Genomic DNA, 16,061 nt, shown 5'->3' with positions numbered 1-16,061 from the left:
GGGAGCCGAGGTGAACGAGTGGCTATGATGGGACACGCCTTGACGAGCAGCCCGCAAACAGGACCGCAGGTCTTGCTGGTCGACAGCAATATCGAGCGCAGCCGCCATCTCCGGGAGCATCTGGCGTCCTGGGGCTTCGCCGTGACCGTCGCCCACGACGGCTATTCGGGGCTGCGCCACATCATGAGCACCTGGCCGGAACTGATCGTCGTCGACGCCGAATTGAAGGGGTGGTCGTCCTCGGTCGTGATCGACGGGGCGGTCCGCCTCGGTTCGCGGGCGCCGGTGATCATGTTGACCGAGCAGGGCCAGAACACCGCGTCGCGCTCGTCGCGCCGCCGGGTCATCGGCATCATCGAGAATCCCAATTCCGTCAGCGAATTGCGCGCCGTCATGATGAACGCGCTGTCCAAGGTCTCGAACGAGGGCCAGGGCGCGGGCGACAATTTCGACATCGCCTGAGGGTGCCGCCCCAAAGGCGTTCGCCCCAAGTCCTTTCCCGGGGGCCTTTCCGGGCGCCCGCCTTGCCGCAGTGCACACGAAAGGCTTTCGCTCGGCGGCGAACCGCCTTAGCCTTGAAACCGTAATGACGGGCGAGACGGGGTGCCGGGGCGGCGCCGCGTCTGCGAGGGGGCGGACTATCGGCGCATGAATGATGCGACAATCACGGATGACGGGACCGTTGCGGGCGATGCCACCCTCAAGGTCGACGGTATTCACAAGCGCTTCGGCAACCTCGAGGTTCTGAAGGGCATCTCGCTCTCCGCCAGCAAGGGCGACGTCATTTCCCTGATCGGGGCATCGGGCTCGGGCAAGAGCACCTTCCTGCGCTGCATCAATCTCCTGGAGACGCCCGACGCCGGCGACATTCGCGTGGAAGGCGAATTGATCCGCATGAAGCCGGATCGCGACGGCCGCTCCGTCCCCGCCGATCTGCGTCAGGTCGACCGTATCCGCGCCAAGCTCGGCATGGTGTTCCAGAGCTTCAATCTCTGGTCCCACATGACCGTGCTGCAGAATGTGATCGAGGCCCCGGTCCATGTCCTGAAGAAGCCGAAGGCGGAGGCGATCGCGGAGGCCGAGGCGCTGCTCGCCAAGGTCGGCCTGGCCGAACGGCGCAGCTATTACCCCGCCCATCTCTCCGGCGGCCAGCAGCAGCGCGTCGCCATCGCGCGGGCGCTGGCCATGAATCCGGCCGTCATGCTGTTCGACGAACCGACCTCGGCCCTCGATCCCGAACTGGTGGGCGAAGTGCTGAAGGTCATGCGCGACCTCGCCGAAGAGGGACGGACCATGCTGGTGGTCACCCACGAGATGGCCTTCGCCCGCGATGTCTCCTCCACCGTCATGTTCCTGCACCAGGGCAAGGTCGAGGAGGAGGGCCCGCCCTCGCAGGTCTTCCGCGACCCGGCGTCGGAACGATGCCGCCAGTTCCTGGCCAAGCACCTCTGAGCCGGATGTCCGCATGACGGCGACATCTGTCCCCGAAATGGTCGCCGAACCGGTCGTCGCCGGCGGCTTCCTCTCCTTCCTCGGCGACCTTCTGGGCTGGGTGATCGCCGCGATCGTCGGCCTCTTCCACCTCGTCGGCCTCGGCCTCGATCTGCTGTTCCGCCTGCTCGGCCTCATCTGGTGGCCCGTCGGTCGTGTGCTCGGCCTCGCCGTCGATGCCCTCGGCTGGGTCTTCGGCGGCATCGGCAGCGCGCTCTATGATTTTCTCGGCGCCGAATTCCCCGGCACCCTGCCCTATATCGACCTGATCGGCTTCGGCCAGGGCGGCTGGGGCGACGATCTGTGGGAAGGGCTGCAACTGACCATGCAGCTTGCGGTCATCTCGCTCGCGATCGGTCTTGCCATCGGCTTCATGGGCGCCGGCGCCAAGCTCGCGCCCTCGAAGGCGCTGAACCGGATCGGCAATCTCTATACCGTGCTGATCCGCGGCCTGCCCGAACTGCTCACCCTGCTGCTGATCTACTACGGCATCCAGTTCGGCATCCAGGCCCTGATCGAGGCGGTGCGCCTGCCCGACCTCTGCGCCGGCCTCGGCCTGCCCGACAAGCTCGACCTGATCGATCTCGGCGACGGCGCGCGATCCTTCTGCGCCACCGAGACGGTGGACGTCTCCAGTTTCGCCGCCGGCGTCGTCGCCCTTTCCCTCGTCTTCGGCGCCTTCGCGACCGAAGTGCTGCGCGGCGCCATCCTGGCCGTGCCCAGGGGGCAGCTCGAGGCGGCACGGGCCATCGGCATGTCGCGCCCCCTCGTGATCCGCCGCATTCTCGTGCCCCAGGTCTGGCGCTTCGCCCTGCCCGGCCTCGGCAACCTGTGGCTCAACCTCGTGAAGGACACCTCCCTGGTCTCGGTGATCGCGCTCGACGAATTGATGCGCAAGACCAGCATCGCGGTCGGCGTCACCAAGGAACCCTTCCTGTTCTACGGCGCCACCTGTCTCCTCTATCTGGCGGTCACCGGCGTTTCCATGACCGTCTTCGCGCGCGCCGAACGCTGGGCCTCGCGCGGCGTGCGCCGGGCCTGAGGGGGAGGACGCGATGGAACCGGAAACCCTTCCCCCCGCGGCCGAGCCGGACGGCGGCACCTTCGACTTCGTCTGGGATGCGGTCGGCGGCGTCTTCTCCGGGCTGCTGTGGCTCCTCGAACATGTCGTCGGCGCCTTCGTATGGGCCGGTGGCCAGTTCAAATACGCGCTCCGCCAGATATGGCTCTTCCTGGGCGACATTCTGGCGCCCGTGCTCGATCCGATCGGCGCGGTCATTACCGAGCATCTGCCGATCCTCGGCAAATACGGGCCGAAGCTGCTGGACGGCCTGTGGACCACCTTCGAACTGGTCTCGCTGTCGCTGCTCATCGGCGGCATCCTGGCCGTTCCGGTGGCGCTGTCGCTGCTGTCGCGCTTCCTGCCGCTGCGCTGGATGGCCACGGGTTACATCTTCTTCTTCCGGGGCACGCCGCTGCTGGCGCAGATCTTCCTCATCTACTACGGCTCGGGCCAGTTCCGGCCGTTCTTCGAGGATCTCGGGCTGTGGGGCATGTTCCGCGAAGCCTATTGGTGCGCGCTGCTCGCCTTCAGCCTGAACACGGCGGCCTATACCGGCGAGATCCTGCGCGGCGGCATCCAGGGCGTGCCGGCGGGCGAGATCGAGGCGGCCAAGGCCCTGGGCATGAGCCGTTTCATGATCCTGCGCCGCGTCATCCTGCCCGGCGCCTATCGGATCGCCCTTCCCGCCTATGGCAACGAGATCATCCTGATGATCAAGGCGAGCGCGGTCGCCATGGTGGTGACCATCCTGGATCTCATGGGCCAGACCAAGCGCGCCTATGCCCAGACCTTCTCGTTCGAGGTCTATCTCTATGCCGCCGTGCTCTATCTGATGCTGACCTGGGTGCTCAGCCGGGCGTGGAAACGGCTGGAGGACTGGATGAACCCCCAGCGCCGCCCGCCCGCGCATCTGGCGGGGAAGTAAGGTCTATCCCGTCGTTCAAATACAACTCGTCGTCCATCCCCTGCTCGTCGTCCCGGCGAAGGCCGGGACCTCATGACGAGAAGGCGCCTTTTCCTGGGAAAGGTCCCGGCCTTCGCCGGGACGACGACGAAACTTATGGCCTCAATCCCGCCAGAAGCGGTCCTGGACCAGAACCTCGCCCCATTGGCTGCGCAGGTTCTTGCGCTTGCGCTCCAGGGCGGCGCCGTAGAAGCCGGTCAGCACGCCCTCGGCGAAGGCACGGCTGGAATCCGAACGGCCCAGGGTGACGATCAGGCGCTGGGAGACCGCCATGTCGTTCAATTCGCCCAGGAAATCCTGCAGGCCCGCGAGCCCGTCGAGGAAACGGCGCACCTCGCGCGCGTCGAACAGGGACCCGAAGAATTCGAGCGCATAGCGCAGGCGCTTGATCTCGATGCGCAGGCCATGCAGGGCCTCGGCCTCCAACTGCATGATGCGCCGGCCGCGCTGGCGCACGCGCTTGAAATGGGCGTCCAGCACGTCGGCGGCGAATTTCTTCACCGGCCCGTCCAGCTTGCCCGTCTCGCCGCCCTCGCGCCATTCGCGCGCGGCGACGAAGCGCCCCAGGGTGAGGGCGAGGCGGGTGTGGCGCTCGTCCTCGATCGCGCCGCGCGCCAGGCCGTAGCCGATGCGCCGCTCGCTGTCGGCCTGGAGCATGATGCGGTCGAAGCGGGCATCGGGCCCCAGCGCCTTGAACACGGGGCCCGCGACATCGCCGATGAAGACGTCCCAGTCCCGCGCCGGGCCCAGGCTGTTGGCCAGCCATTTCACCTCGTCCGAGAGGGCGTTCGACGGTTCGGGCCCCAGGATGCGGCGGAACACCTTGAAGCCGGAACGCAGCCGGCGCAGCGCGACGCGCATCTGGTGCACGCCTTCGACGTCGGTGCCGTCCAGCACCGCCTCGACATTGGCCAGCCAATGGCTTGTGCAGTCCTGGACGATGGCGGCGAAGGCGTCGCAGGCGCTCATATCCTCGTGCAGGCTCAGCTTCTCGGCCTTCACGGGCTTGGCGACGCGCCCGGTGGCGAGGCGGGAGCCGCGCTCCGCCTTGGATTCGACCAGCACGCGCACCGGCACCTGTTCGGCGACGGCGAGCGCCAGCGCGAAGAGATCGGCGGGATCGCCCGCCTTCAGCTCGAATTCGATTTCGGAGATCACCGCCTCGCCCTTGCCGGCGGCGCGGATCGCGCCCTCGTCCACAGCGACCTCGACCTCGCCCCCGGTGCCGAGGGCCAGATGGCGCAGGTTGCGCTTGAACTCGGTCTCGAACACGGCTTCGAGGGCGTCGGCGCCGAGGGCCCTGGTGTCGAGCACGCTGTCGACCGTGCCGGGCGGAAAGGCATCGAGATCGGGCACCGTGTCGCGGCTCTCGATCTCCCATTCCCGGCGGGTGGCGAGGCCGGCCAGGCTCTTCACCGGGACCTTCACGCCGTGGATGCGCTTGCGCCCGTCCTCGCGCACGCGGAGCGTGACCTTGCCCTTGGCGAGGCTGCGCTCGGCGGTGTCGAAATAGATCGTCTTGAGGCTTCGGTTGCGCGCCGGCGAGATATTGCCCCGCGTCAGCAGCGGCAGGCGCCGCAATCGGGGCAGATCGTCGGGATCGACCGCCAGTTTCAGTTCGACTTCCGATGACATCAGACCAGGTCCTTCGGTATCACGAACAGATCGAGGGCGGCCTTGCGCCGGCTCAGCGCCGACCACACCCCGATGTCGCTGCGGATGACGGCAAGCCCGGCCGTCGGAAACTTCTCGGCCATGCGGGCTTCCGCCGTGCTGCCCGTGGGTGCCACCAGGGCGCCCGCCAGATCCTCCAGCCCGGGATTATGCCCGACGAGCATGACGCTCGATGCATCGTCGCCGAGCCGGCGCAGACGGTCGAGCAGGCTGGCGGCGGGGGCGAGATAGAGGTCGCGCTCGATCAGGGCCGGCGCGTCGTCGCCGACCACGGCCTGGATCCGGGCCAGGGTTTCGCGCGTGCGCCGCGCGGTCGAACACAGGATGACGTCGGGCAGCAGGGCCTTTTGATGCAGGAAGGCGGCGACCAGCCCGGCCGCCCTCTCCCCGCGCGGCGCCAGCGGACGGTCGTGGTCGTCGAGCGTGGCATCGTCCCAACTCGACTTGGCGTGGCGCAGGAGGATCACGGTCTTCATCTTTTTCCCGGTCACGGAACGGCGACAATCTGCAGTCTGCGCGTCGAACATAGCCGCCCGATCGCGATCGTGGCTAGGTGGTGCAATCCGCAATGTGGCACAACGACAGGCGCGATTTGCCGCGCCCCCGGGGGCGGGCGGGGCGCTTCGGGATCAGAGGCGGCGGTAGCGGGCCTGCACCGCATGCTCGATAGCGACGGCGTCGAGACGGGAAAGCTTCAGGCCGTGGCGGATGATCTGCAACAGGCGGACCTCGAACAATTCGATATGGCTGTCGACCGCCGCCAGTTCGCAGGCGAGCACATAGGCGGTGTCGCGCAGTTCCGCCGGCAGGCTGACCCGGATCATGCTCATCACTTCGTCCATGCCGTTCGGGGCATGGAGCATGGCGCCGCAGGCGCGGGCCGAATCCGGCAGCTTGTCGGGATCGTAGTCGCGGAATACCGGCAGGGTCTTCACGATCTCGCCGATCGAATGCAGTTCAGCGTTGGTCATGTCGCCGTCCGCGGCGGCCACGCAGACCATCACCCAGATCAATGCGTCGTGATGGCTGATGCGTTCGGTCATTGCCGTTCCGTCCCTCATGCAGTGTCGGCCGGCAGGAATAGAGGATCGCCACCGAAGGAGCAAGCTCAACCGAGGAAAGCCCGCACCGCCGCCACCGCTTCGGCGAGGCCGAGACGCCGGACCTCGACCGCTTCGGGAAAGGCCGGCAGCAGACGGGTTGGCGTCATGGCGTCGAGGAGGACGAAGACGCCCCGGTCGCCGCCCTGGCGGATCAGCCGGCCGAAGGCCTGGCGCAGGCGAAAGCGCACCAGCATGTCGTCATAGGCGGCACCCCCGAAGGCATCGCGCCGTGCCCGATGCAGCAGGCTGGGGCGCGGCCAGGGCACCCGGTCGAAGACGATGAGGCGGAGCGCCCGGCCCGGCACGTCGACACCGTCGCGCACCGCGTCGGTCCCCAGCAGGCAGGCGTTTTCTTCCGCCCGGAACAGATCGACCAGGGTGCCCGCGTCCATGGGATCGACATGTTGGGCGAACAGCCGGATGCCCGCTTCGTCCAGCGGTTTCTCGATCCGGGCATGAACCCGGCGCAGGCGATCGACCGCCGTGAACAGCCCGAGACCGCCGCCCCCCGCCGCCAGAAACAGGCTGCGATAGGCAGCCGCGACTTCGTCCGCCTCGTCGCGGCGGACATCGTTCACGATCAGCACGCGGGCCTGCTCGCCGTAATCGAAGGGGGAGGCGAAGCTGGCGCGTTTCGCCGGCAGGATCAGATGGCCGGCACCGGTGCGCGCCTCCGCCGCCTGCCAGTCGTCGACCTGTTGTGGCCCGCTGTCGCGCAGCGTCGCCGAGGTGACGAGCACGCCGTGGGTGCGTTCCAGCAGGGCGCCGGTCAGGGGCAGGGTCGGGTCCAGCCAATGGCGGTGCAGGCCGATGTCGGTCTCGCGCCCCCGGTCGCGCTCGATCGCCAGCCAGTCGACGAATTGCTCCGCCGGTTCCTCGCCCAGGCTGCGCAGCATGGCGCGCCAGGCGGTGACCGGCTGCACCAGGCGGCGGTCGAGGCTGCGGATGCCCGCTTCCATGCGAAGGCGCGTCGGCGTGTCGAGATCCTCCGCCTCCTCGTCGAGACGTTTGGCGAGGCGCGTCTTCAGCGCCGCCGCCGGCTCCAGCAGGCGGCGCAGCAGGCCGTCGAGGGTGATCGCCGCATCCATCAGGCTGGACGGCAGTTCGATCACCGGGGCTTCCAGGGCGAAGCCGCCGCGCGCATCGATCGCCCTTGCGGCGACGCAGCGCCGGACCTCGCACATGAACTGCTCGGCGAAACCGACCGGCGCCTTGCCCGCGACCCGCGCCTGCCAGCCCTCCCCCGGCAGGCCGGCGGCGGCGAGGCGCAGCGCCTCCAGCGCCTGTTCGGCGCCCTCGTCGCCCACCACCAGATCGCCGATCCGCTTGTCGATGCCCCGGCCCCGGCCGGCGCGGCGGTGCCCCGCCTCGGCGCCGCGCACCCAGCGCCGCAGTTCCGCCGCCTCGGCCCCGGTCAGATGGGCGGAGAAGGCATTGTCGGCAGCATCGAAGACCTGATGGCCCTCGTCGAAGACATAGCGGGTGGGCAGATCCTTGGCCTCGGTCGCCAGCGCCGCCTGGATCATCACCAGGGCATGATTGGCAATGACGATTTCCGCCGTCTTGGCCTTGGCCCGGGCGCGTTCGATGAAGCATTTGCGGAAATGGGCGCAGGCCGAATGGATGCATTCGCCGCGCCGGTCGGTCAGCGCACCGAGGCGGGCGCCGTGCAGCAGTTCGATCGCCCAGGTCGGGAAATCGCCGCCCACCATGTCGCCGTCCCGTGTCGCCCGCGCCCAGCGCGCGACGAGGCCCACCGCGACCGCATCGGTGCCCGGCGCCACGCCGCCCGGCCCCGCCACTTCCTCGAGATTGAGCAGGCAGAGATAGTTCTCCCGCCCCTTGCGGATCACCGCCTTCCGCGCCTTTTCCGCCGGATCGGGATAGAGACGCGACAGTTCCCGGTCCAACTGCCGCTGCAGGTTCTTGGTATAGGTGGAGAGCCAGACCGCCGCCCGGTTCTTCCGCGCCCAGACCGCCGCCGGCGCGATATAGCCCAGCGTCTTGCCGATGCCCGTGCCGGCCTCGGCCAGCACCACGCGCGGCACCCCGGCGACGTCACGGAGCGCGAAAGCTTCCGCCACGCAAGCGGCATAATCGCCCTGGGCCGGCCGCGCCTCCGCCCCCGGCCCCTTCAGGGTCTCCAGCGCCGCACGCGCCTCGTCGCCCGTCACGGGCACGCCGAGGGGCGGCGGCACCGGCGGCGGCTCCTCCCATTCCGGCAGGCGGTTCCAGACGTCGAGCCCGGTCCCCCGCCCCTCGCCGCCGTCGGCCCGCCCCAGCGCCGCCAACACCAGCGGCGCCCAGGGCCACCCGGCCCGGCCCATGGTGAAGGCCACGCGGGCAGCCTCCGCCCCGTCCCGCGCCTCGCGCAATTCGCCGAGCAGGCGCGCCGCGACCGCCGGCAGCACCATCGCCTCCTCCACCAGATCGCGCGGCGCATCGAAGCCGAAGACGAGCGCCAGCCCCGCCGGGCTCGGCAGGCAGAATTGCGCCGGCCGCACGAAGGCGAAGAGTTCGAGAATGTCGAAACAGCGGAACCGCGCGACATCGAGCCGTCGCGCCGTCAGCGGCCCATGGGCCAGCAGCACGGGCGCCCGCGCCGCCCGCCGTGCCGCTTCACCGAGGCCGAGTTCCTCGACCTCCCCATCCCCATGCACCACGACCGCCTGCCCCACCCCCACGACCAGGGCGGGGATGTCGAGTACGTCTGTGGCGGGCACGGGAAACGATTCGGACATCGAGGGATGATAGCGGGAGGAAACGATTGACGCGAAGGCCGCGGGCGGAGGCCATTGCTTGTTCAGTTGGCTATTCCCAGATATATTACAGGTTAGAAATTCAGGAGTACGCTGTGAGCAAGTCGCAAAAGCGCGCCATCGACGCCTATCGTGCCCGTCTCAGTGCACGTGGGCTCGCCCGTTTCGAAGTCCTGGGCCGCGACGCGGACCGCGACCTGATCCGCGCTTTTGCCCGCCGCCTGGCGGAAGACGATCGCGACGCGGCGCGCCTACGCGCCGTGGTCGGTCAGGCGATCGCCGGTGAACCGCCACAGGCCGGCGGTATCCTGGCGGCCCTTCGCCGCTCGCCGCTGGTGGGAGCCGACCTTCATATCGAGCGCGACCGTAACGAAGGCCGCGAGGTCGACCTGTGACCCGCTATCTCATCGACACCAATATCATCAGCAATGTCGTCAAGCCTCAGCCGTCCGACGCGCTGCTCGCCTGGATGGCCGTACAGCATGACGAAACCCTATTCGTCTCGAGCTTGACCATCGCCGAACTCAGGCGTGGCATTCTGGAAAAGCCGCGTGGCAGAAAGCGCGATGCGCTCGAAGCCTGGTTCTCCGGCCCCGAAGGCCCGCAGTCCCTCTTCGCCGGCCGTATCCTTCCCTTCGACGCTGATGCCGCGCTGATTTGGGCCCAACTGATGGCGGACGGAAAAGCCGCCGGCCGCCCCCGCAGCGCCCTCGACATGATCATCGCCGCGACGGCGGAAGCGAACGGTTGTGTAGTGGTGACAGATAACGAGCGGGACTTCGAGGGGCTGGAAATGGTCAACCCAATGCGCGGACAGATCTGACGGCTCGACATCGGCACTGCTCCGCGAACCCGACCAAGGCGCATCGTCGGACCGCCGCCCCATTGACGCTCCCGTCCGCGCGCCTTACGAACACGCCTGCAACAAGGAGTTCTGCGAAATGTCGAGCGAGATCCGTGAGCTGGCGATGAAGGCCCGTGCCTGGCCCTTCGAGGAGGCCCGGAAACTGCTGGCGCGGATGGAGAAACACCCGGCGGTTCTCGACAAGGGCTACATCCTGTTCGAGACCGGCTATGGTCCGTCGGGCCTGCCGCATATCGGCACCTTCGGCGAAGTGTCGCGCACGACCATGGTGCGCCATGCCTTCCACGTACTGACGGACGGCAAGGTGCCGACGCGCCTGCTGTGCTTCTCGGATGATATGGACGGCATGCGCAAGGTGCCCGACAATGTGCCCCAGCGCGAACTGCTTCAGGCGAACCTGGGCAAGCCGCTGACCAAGGTGCCGGATCCCTTCGGCAAGTTCGAGAGCTTCGGCCATCACAACAATGCGATGCTGCGCTCGTTCCTCGATCATTTCGGCTTCGAATACGAGTTCGCCTCGGCCTCGGATTATTACGCCGAGGGCAGGCTGGACGACATGCTGATCCGCATGCTCGAAGTCTACGACAAGGTGATGGCGATCATGCTGCCGACGCTTCGGGACGAGCGGCGCCAGACCTATGCCCCCTTCCTGCCCGTCCACCCGAAGACCGGCATCGTCATGCAGGTGCCGATCGAGGGCCATGACGCGGCCAAGGGCCTGATCCGCTGGACCGATCCGGAGACCGGCGAGACATTCGAGACCCCGGTCACCGGCGGCGGCTGCAAGGCGCAGTGGAAGCCCGACTGGGCGCTGCGCTGGGCGGCGCTCGGCGTCGACTACGAGATGTCGGGCAAGGACCATATCGACAATGTGAAGACGTCGAGCAAGATCTGCCGCGCGCTGGGCGCCCTGCCGCCCGACGGCTTCAACTACGAACTCTTCCTCGACGAGAACGGCCAGAAGATCTCGAAGTCCAAGGGCAACGGCCTGACCATCGAGGAATGGCTGACCTATGCCAGCCCGGAAAGCCTGTCGCTGTTCATGTACAATCAGCCGAAGACGGCGAAGCGGCTCTATTTCGACGTGATCCCGCGCCAGGTGGACGATTACTTCGCCCATCTCGCCGCCTATCCGGGTCAGGATGCGGCCAAGCAACTCGAAAACCCCGTCTATCACATCCATTCGGGCGCGCCGCCCGTCGTGGATCTGCCGATCACCTTCGGCCTGCTGCTGAACCTCGCCGGTGTCGTCGCCTCCGAGGACAAGGCGGTGCTGTGGGGCTTCATCCAGCGCTATGCCCCGGGGGCGACGCCGGAGAACCTGCCGGCGCTGGATGCCATGGTCGGCCATGCCATCGCCTATTTCCGCGACTACGAGAAGCCGCACCGCCGGTTCCGCCTGCCGAGCGAGATGGAGGCCAAGGCCCTGACCGACCTCGCCGCCCATCTCGAGGCCGACCCCGCGGACAAGAGCGCGGAGGCGCTCCAGACCGAGGTCTTCGAGATCGGCAAGCGTTACGAATTCGCCAGCCTGCGCGACTGGTTCAAATGCTGCTACGAAGTGCTGTTCGGCGAAGCCCAGGGCCCGCGCATGGGCTCCTTCATCGCGCTGTTCGGCGTCGCCAATTCGGCGGCCCTGATCCGCAAGGCCCTGGCCGGCGACCTGGCGGCGGGCAAGGACGCGGCCTGAGGGGTAAAGCGCCCGGCAGCGGCGTTTCGCCCCTCACCCAACCCTCTCCCCAAAGGGGCAAGGGCTTTGACCGAGCGCGGAGCAGGCTCCCTCGCCCCGCTTGCGGGGAGAGGGTGGGGGTGAGGGGTAATCCTACTGCCAGGACGCGTTTTAATTCAGGAGCGGGCGATGACTGACGCCATTGTCTACAAGGTGATGGACCAGACGGCCTGGAACACGTTCCAGGCCGCCGGCACCTTCGCGGGCGCGGCGGTCGATGTCGCCGACGGCTTCATCCATTTCTCGGCCGCGCATCAGGTCCGGGGCACGCTGGACAAGCATTTCGCGGGGGCCACGGATCTGTGGCTGGTCGCCGTCGATACGGCCCGCCTCGGCCCCGCGCTGAAATGGGAAGTGTCGCGCGGGGGCGACCTCTTCCCCCATCTCTACGCCAGCCTGAATCTTTCGGCGGTGATCGGCGCCGCGCCACTGCCGACAGGGGCGGACGGGCGCCACGATGCGGCCTCGGCCGTCTCCTCGTCGTCCTCGGGCGGAACGTAATCCCGGATCCGGGTCGAGATGCGGCGCGCGGCGCGCAGCAGGATCTCGCCGATGCGGGCTTCGTCGCGTTCGGCGGCGGGGGCGGCCAGGGCGGCGACCACGCGTTCACCCTCGCCGAACACTGGCACCGCCACCCGGAGATGGCCGAGCGGCCCCTCGCCCGCATGGACGGCGAAGCCGACCCGGCGCTGCACGCGCAGCGACTGGCGGAAAGCCCCCCAGTCGGCACCGAGGCCGGCCCGCGCCACGGCGGGCGCCGAGACGTCGTAGAAGCGGCGGAGCCGGCGCGCATTCTCGCAGGCGAGAAGGACGCGGGCGGCCGCGCTGTCCAGCATGCCGGCCGAAAGCCCGCGCTGAAGCCCGGCCGCGGCTGCCCTGTCGGGGGCCGCCGTATCGGGGGCTATTGTATCGGGGGCCGTCTCGACATGGGTCACCACCACCTGGTCACGAAAGGATTCAACCACCGCGACGAGGCCGGTCGCCCGCGCCAGTTCGGTGATCTGCGGACCGCCCGCCACCAGCAGCGGGTCGTAGAGACGGATCAGCCGGTCGAGCCCGATCACCGCCGGGCCGAGGCTGTAGGCACCGTCGGCACCGGCGGAAACCAGGCCCGCGCCGCTCAGGCTCTTGAAATAGCGATAGATGGTCGAACGGGAATAGCCGGTGCGGGCGATGGCCTGTTCCACCGTCCAGCGCGGCCGCTCCGCCGCGAAGAGTTCCAGTATCCGCAACATCCGATCGAGACTGCTCATCCCAGTGCCTCCAAGAAGAGGGACGAGGTCCGACCTTTGGCCTCATCCTTCTTCTGATACGGAATTGCGGAGCGTTCCGATCAGTCCGATTTCAACTTCCACGTTTTGGCCCGCTTTCAGCCACGGCGGCGGCTCCTGCCCGGCGGCGACGCCCGACGGCGTGCCGGTCGCGATCACGTCGCCCGGATGCAGCGTGGTGAAGGACGAGAGATAGGCGATGATCTCCGGGATGCGGAAGATCATGTCGCCGGTATTGCCTTCCTGGCGGAGGACGCCGTCGACCCGTGTCGTCAGGGACAGGGCGTGGGGGTCCGGCACTTCGTCGGCCGTCACCATGAAGGGGCCGAAACCGCCGGTGCCCGGAAAATTCTTGCCCGGCGTGAACTGGCTTGTGTGGCGCTGGAAATCGCGCACGGAAGCATCCTGGAAACAGGCATAGCCCGCGACATGGGCCATGGCGTCGGCGGCGCGGACATGGCGCGCCGGGCGCCCGATGATCACCGCCAATTCGCCCTCGTAGTCGAAATGCGTCGAATTGACGGGCAGGATCAGACTGTCGCCATGGGCGACCAGCGTATCGGCGAAGCGGGTGAAGACGGTCGGGTAGGGCGGCGGCTGGCGCCCCATCTCCTTGGCGTGGTCGGCGTAATTGACGCCGATGCAGAGAATTTTCTGAGGCGTCGGCACCGGCGGCAGCAGCCTGACGTGATCGAGCGCGAAATCGGGCGCGAAACGCGCCACCATGACGCCGGCCTTGCCCAGGGTGTTGGCGATGCAATCCTTGACCGTCGGCGCGTCGGCGCCGAGCCGGGCGCCGAGGTCGACGATCCCGCCATCCTTCACCGCCCCATAGCCGAGACGCTGACCATCGAGGAACGAGACGAGCTTCATGACGATCTCCAGGGAACAGGAAGCCGACGAACGGGCCCCGGCGCAAGAAAAGCGCATTCCATTGCCCGTCGTCCACCATGAAGCCTATGCCCCGCCCCTGCCCGAAGGTCACCGCTTCCCCATGGGCAAATTCGCCGCCCTGTTCGCGCGCCTGCAGGCCCTGGGCCTCGCCGGGCCCGGCCATCTGCACGTCCCGGCGCCGATTGCGCGGGACGCCCTGCTCCGCGTCCACGATGCCGCCTATGTCGATGCCGTGCTGACCCTGAGCGTGCCGCCGGCGATCGCGCGGCGAATCGGCCTGCCGGTCGATGCCGGGGTCGCGCGCCGCGCCCTCCTCGCCTCCGGCGGCACATTGGCGACGGCGCGGCTGGCGCTTCGGGCCGGCGTCGCCTGCAACACGGCGGGCGGCAGCCATCACGCCAGGCCCGAGACCGGGGCCGGCTTCTGCGTCTTCAACGATGTCGCGGTGGCGGTCCGCGCGCTTCAGGCGGCGGGGAAGATCAAGCGTGCCCTGATCGTCGATCTCGATGTCCATCAGGGCGACGGCACGGCGGCGATCTTCGCGGACGACGGCGACGTCTTCACCCTATCCGTCCATTGCGGCGCCAATTTCCCGGTCCGGAAGGAACCGAGCGACCTCGACGTCGACCTCGCCCCCGGCACCGGCGACGACGCCTATCTGGCGGCCCTGGCCCCCGCCCTCGAAACCGCGCTGGCCGCCGGCCCCTTCGACATCGCCTTCTACAATGCGGGCGTCGACGTCCACGCCGAGGACCGCCTGGGCCGCCTCGCCCTGACCGACGCCGGCATCGCCGCCCGCGACCGCCATGTGATCGCCCGCCTGCGCCATGCCGGCCTGCCGGTCGCTTCCGTCATCGGCGGCGGCTATATGAACGATGTCGAAGCCCTGGCGGACCGCCACGCCATCCTGCACCAGACGGCGGCGGCGATCCTGGCGGCGGAAGGCTGATCAGCCCGCGATGGGGGGCTGGAAGCTGAGGCCCATGTCCCAGGGGAAATAGATCCAGGTGTCCTGGCTGACCTCTGTCACGAAAGTATCGACCAGGGGGCGGCCCATGGGCTTGGCATAGACCGTGGCGAAATGGGCCTTGGGCAGCATGTCGCGGACGATGCGCGCCGTCTTGCCGGTGTCGACCAGATCGTCGATCAGCAGGATCTCGCTGCCGCCGTCGGCGGCGAGTTCGGCCAGTTCGGGCGCCAGGCCCTTCATCACCAGCGTATCGCCCTGTTCCTTGTAGTCGTGGTAGGAGGCGATGCAGATCGTGTCGATCAGGCGGATGTTCAATTCGCGGGCGACGATCAGCGCCGGCACCAGGCCGCCGCGCGTGATGCAGGCGATCGCCTTGTAGGTCCGCTCGCCCGCGGTCAGGCGCCAGGTCAGGGCGCGGGCGTCACGGTGGAACTGTTCCCAGGAAACCGGAAAGGCCTTTTGGCCGCTCGCCTCGCTCATCGCGCCTCACCCCAAAAGCAAGAAGGGCGACCCGTCGGGGTCGCCCTTTCTTCTGCATCAGACGGTTGGTGGAGCCAAGGGGAGTCGAACCCCTGACCTCTTGAATGCCATTCAAGCGCTCTCCCAACTGAGCTATGGCCCCATACCGTCTAACCCGCTGATTCCACTACCTTTTCGCTTTCGCGAGGGCGCGTCCCCTGCGGAGCGCGGACATTATGGGCAGTCCGCGATCCGGTCAAGAGTTTTTTAGCGGTCCTTGTCGTCGTCGTCGAGGTCCAGATCGGCGTCGACCACGTCCTCCAGATTCTCGTCGTCGTCATCGTCGTCGTCGAGAATCGAATCATCGTCATCGTCGTCGTCCATGGCGTCCTCGACGTCGATATCGTCGCCGTCGCCATCCTCGTCGTCGTCACCGCCGTCGGCGATGATGTCCTCCTCGTCGCCGTCCAGCTCGTCGATGCCGTCGTCATCATCTTCTTCGTCGTCGGAATCGCCGTCCGCATCCTCGTCGTCGACGTCCTCGTCCTCCGAATCCTCGTCCTCGACGACTGCGGCGGCGGCTGCGGCGGCGGCCTTCGCCTTGGCGGCCTTGGTGTCGGGCCGCGAGCGACGGACCTTCAGGGCGGCTTCGGGCTCGAACACCGCTTCACACTTCGGACACACGATCGGGTCGCGGCCCATGTCGTAAAAGCGTGCACCGCAGGACAGGCAATGCCGCTTCACGCCCCATTCCGGTTTGGCCAAGGTCGTCCTCCCAGTGAAGATCAGGCAAGCGAAAATCAGGGCGTGGCTTTGCCA

General features: G+C 68.0%; 17 protein-coding genes and 1 tRNA gene. 9 read left to right on the top strand and 9 right to left on the bottom strand.

Translation table 11 applies throughout. The annotated features are described in order from the left end of the window. Positions 1-72: 72 nt before the first annotated feature. From L2U69_RS10710 to L2U69_RS10695, 4 genes are all read left to right on the top strand, one after another. A complete protein-coding gene (locus L2U69_RS10710) occupies positions 73-462 on the top strand; it encodes a DNA-binding transcriptional response regulator (protein WP_236106795.1) in 390 nt (129 codons plus the stop codon). 186 nt (positions 463-648) lie between these two features. Further along, positions 649-1,452, top strand: coding sequence for an ABC transporter ATP-binding protein (locus L2U69_RS10705; protein ID WP_236106794.1), 804 nt, complete (start codon positions 649-651; stop codon positions 1,450-1,452). Between the two features lie 13 nt (positions 1,453-1,465). Next, the gene (locus tag L2U69_RS10700) at positions 1,466-2,533 is read left to right on the top strand and encodes an ABC transporter permease (RefSeq protein ID WP_236106793.1); all 1,068 of its coding nucleotides are present in this window, start codon (positions 1,466-1,468) and stop codon (positions 2,531-2,533) included. Between the two features lie 13 nt (positions 2,534-2,546). Continuing rightward, the gene (locus L2U69_RS10695; protein ID WP_329605392.1) at positions 2,547-3,479 is read left to right on the top strand and encodes an ABC transporter permease; all 933 of its coding nucleotides are present in this window, start codon (positions 2,547-2,549) and stop codon (positions 3,477-3,479) included. A gap of 141 nt (positions 3,480-3,620) precedes the next feature. Here the strand turns inward: L2U69_RS10695 and L2U69_RS10690 are convergent, their stop codons facing one another. The 4 genes from L2U69_RS10690 to L2U69_RS10675 all read right to left on the bottom strand — a co-directional run bounded on the left by L2U69_RS10690 (position 3,621) and on the right by L2U69_RS10675 (position 9,018). Next, positions 3,621-5,153 carry a CYTH and CHAD domain-containing protein gene (locus L2U69_RS10690; RefSeq protein WP_236106792.1) on the bottom strand — a complete coding sequence of 511 codons (1,533 nt, stop codon included), beginning with the start codon at positions 5,151-5,153 and terminating at the stop codon, positions 3,621-3,623. Continuing rightward, positions 5,153-5,668 carry a SixA phosphatase family protein gene (locus L2U69_RS10685; protein WP_236106791.1) on the bottom strand — a complete coding sequence of 172 codons (516 nt, stop codon included), beginning with the start codon at positions 5,666-5,668 and terminating at the stop codon, positions 5,153-5,155. Before L2U69_RS10685 ends, L2U69_RS10690 begins: the two co-directional genes overlap by 1 nt. A 153-nt stretch (positions 5,669-5,821) precedes the next feature. Continuing rightward, on the bottom strand, positions 5,822-6,235 hold the full coding sequence (locus L2U69_RS10680) for a tellurite resistance TerB family protein (RefSeq protein ID WP_236106790.1): 414 nt from the start codon (positions 6,233-6,235) through the stop codon (positions 5,822-5,824). Between the two features lie 65 nt (positions 6,236-6,300). After that, complete coding sequence (locus L2U69_RS10675; protein WP_236106789.1) at positions 6,301-9,018, bottom strand: ATP-dependent DNA helicase; 2,718 nt, start codon at positions 9,016-9,018, stop codon at positions 6,301-6,303. A gap of 131 nt (positions 9,019-9,149) precedes the next feature. On the opposite strand from L2U69_RS10675, the gene L2U69_RS10670 reads away from it, so the two are divergent. The 4 genes from L2U69_RS10670 to L2U69_RS10655 all read left to right on the top strand — a co-directional run bounded on the left by L2U69_RS10670 (position 9,150) and on the right by L2U69_RS10655 (position 12,149). After that, positions 9,150-9,449, top strand: coding sequence for a hypothetical protein (locus tag L2U69_RS10670; RefSeq protein WP_236106788.1), 300 nt, complete (start codon positions 9,150-9,152; stop codon positions 9,447-9,449). Beyond that, positions 9,446-9,877: a type II toxin-antitoxin system VapC family toxin gene (locus L2U69_RS10665; RefSeq protein WP_236106787.1), complete on the top strand. Its 432-nt coding sequence runs from the start codon at positions 9,446-9,448 to the stop codon at positions 9,875-9,877. Before L2U69_RS10670 ends, L2U69_RS10665 begins: the two co-directional genes overlap by 4 nt. A 118-nt stretch (positions 9,878-9,995) precedes the next feature. Then, positions 9,996-11,609, top strand: a complete 1,614-nt coding sequence (locus L2U69_RS10660) for a lysine--tRNA ligase (protein ID WP_236106786.1) — start codon at positions 9,996-9,998, stop codon at positions 11,607-11,609. 168 nt (positions 11,610-11,777) lie between these two features. Beyond that, on the top strand, positions 11,778-12,149 hold the full coding sequence (locus L2U69_RS10655) for a DUF952 domain-containing protein (protein WP_236106785.1): 372 nt from the start codon (positions 11,778-11,780) through the stop codon (positions 12,147-12,149). Here L2U69_RS10655 and L2U69_RS10650 read toward each other — a convergent pair. Both L2U69_RS10650 and L2U69_RS10645 read right to left on the bottom strand, forming a co-directional pair. Further along, complete coding sequence (locus tag L2U69_RS10650) at positions 12,035-12,901, bottom strand: IclR family transcriptional regulator (protein WP_236106784.1); 867 nt, start codon at positions 12,899-12,901, stop codon at positions 12,035-12,037. The two genes, L2U69_RS10655 and L2U69_RS10650, sit on opposite strands and share 115 nt — an antisense overlap. Positions 12,902-12,943: 42 nt before the next feature. After that, positions 12,944-13,792, bottom strand: a complete 849-nt coding sequence (locus L2U69_RS10645; RefSeq protein WP_236106783.1) for a fumarylacetoacetate hydrolase family protein — start codon at positions 13,790-13,792, stop codon at positions 12,944-12,946. On the opposite strand from L2U69_RS10645, the gene L2U69_RS10640 reads away from it, so the two are divergent. Then, positions 13,791-14,762 carry a histone deacetylase family protein gene (locus L2U69_RS10640; RefSeq protein ID WP_236106782.1) on the top strand — a complete coding sequence of 324 codons (972 nt, stop codon included), beginning with the start codon at positions 13,791-13,793 and terminating at the stop codon, positions 14,760-14,762. The genes L2U69_RS10645 and L2U69_RS10640 overlap by 2 nt on opposite strands. On the opposite strand, the gene gpt is transcribed toward L2U69_RS10640, so the two are convergent. The 3 genes from gpt to L2U69_RS10625 form a co-directional block, all read right to left on the bottom strand. Beyond that, a complete protein-coding gene (gene gpt / locus L2U69_RS10635; protein ID WP_236106781.1) occupies positions 14,763-15,263 on the bottom strand; it encodes a xanthine phosphoribosyltransferase in 501 nt (166 codons plus the stop codon). Positions 15,264-15,329: 66 nt separating this feature from the next. Next, positions 15,330-15,405: transfer RNA gene (locus L2U69_RS10630), tRNA-Ala, on the bottom strand. A 104-nt stretch (positions 15,406-15,509) separates the two neighbouring features. After that, positions 15,510-16,007 carry a TIGR02300 family protein gene (locus L2U69_RS10625; protein WP_268967338.1) on the bottom strand — a complete coding sequence of 166 codons (498 nt, stop codon included), beginning with the start codon at positions 16,005-16,007 and terminating at the stop codon, positions 15,510-15,512. Between the last annotated feature and the right edge of the window lie 54 nt (positions 16,008-16,061).

Source organism: Zavarzinia marina, from assembly GCF_021568905.1.
GTDB lineage: Bacteria > Pseudomonadota > Alphaproteobacteria > Zavarziniales > Zavarziniaceae > Zavarzinia > Zavarzinia marina.
The sequence above is the reverse complement of the archived record's forward strand: the minus strand, read 5'-3'. Positions and strand labels throughout refer to the sequence as shown.

Coding starts and splice junctions, on each gene's coding strand:
- L2U69_RS10685 (WP_236106791.1), bottom strand. CDS start 5,668: ATGAAGACCGTGATCCTCCTGCGCCACGCCAAGTCGAGTTGGGACGAT.
- L2U69_RS10690 (WP_236106792.1), bottom strand. CDS start 5,153: ATGTCATCGGAAGTCGAACTGAAACTGGCGGTCGATCCCGACGATCTG.
- L2U69_RS10695 (WP_329605392.1), top strand. CDS start 2,547: ATGGAACCGGAAACCCTTCCCCCCGCGGCCGAGCCGGACGGCGGCACC.
- gpt (WP_236106781.1), bottom strand. CDS start 15,263: ATGAGCGAGGCGAGCGGCCAAAAGGCCTTTCCGGTTTCCTGGGAACAG.
- L2U69_RS10645 (WP_236106783.1), bottom strand. CDS start 13,792: ATGAAGCTCGTCTCGTTCCTCGATGGTCAGCGTCTCGGCTATGGGGCG.
- L2U69_RS10705 (WP_236106794.1), top strand. CDS start 649: ATGAATGATGCGACAATCACGGATGACGGGACCGTTGCGGGCGATGCC.
- L2U69_RS10655 (WP_236106785.1), top strand. CDS start 11,778: ATGACTGACGCCATTGTCTACAAGGTGATGGACCAGACGGCCTGGAAC.
- L2U69_RS10640 (WP_236106782.1), top strand. CDS start 13,791: ATGACGATCTCCAGGGAACAGGAAGCCGACGAACGGGCCCCGGCGCAA.
- L2U69_RS10700 (WP_236106793.1), top strand. CDS start 1,466: ATGACGGCGACATCTGTCCCCGAAATGGTCGCCGAACCGGTCGTCGCC.
- L2U69_RS10650 (WP_236106784.1), bottom strand. CDS start 12,901: ATGAGCAGTCTCGATCGGATGTTGCGGATACTGGAACTCTTCGCGGCG.
- L2U69_RS10680 (WP_236106790.1), bottom strand. CDS start 6,235: ATGACCGAACGCATCAGCCATCACGACGCATTGATCTGGGTGATGGTC.
- L2U69_RS10660 (WP_236106786.1), top strand. CDS start 9,996: ATGTCGAGCGAGATCCGTGAGCTGGCGATGAAGGCCCGTGCCTGGCCC.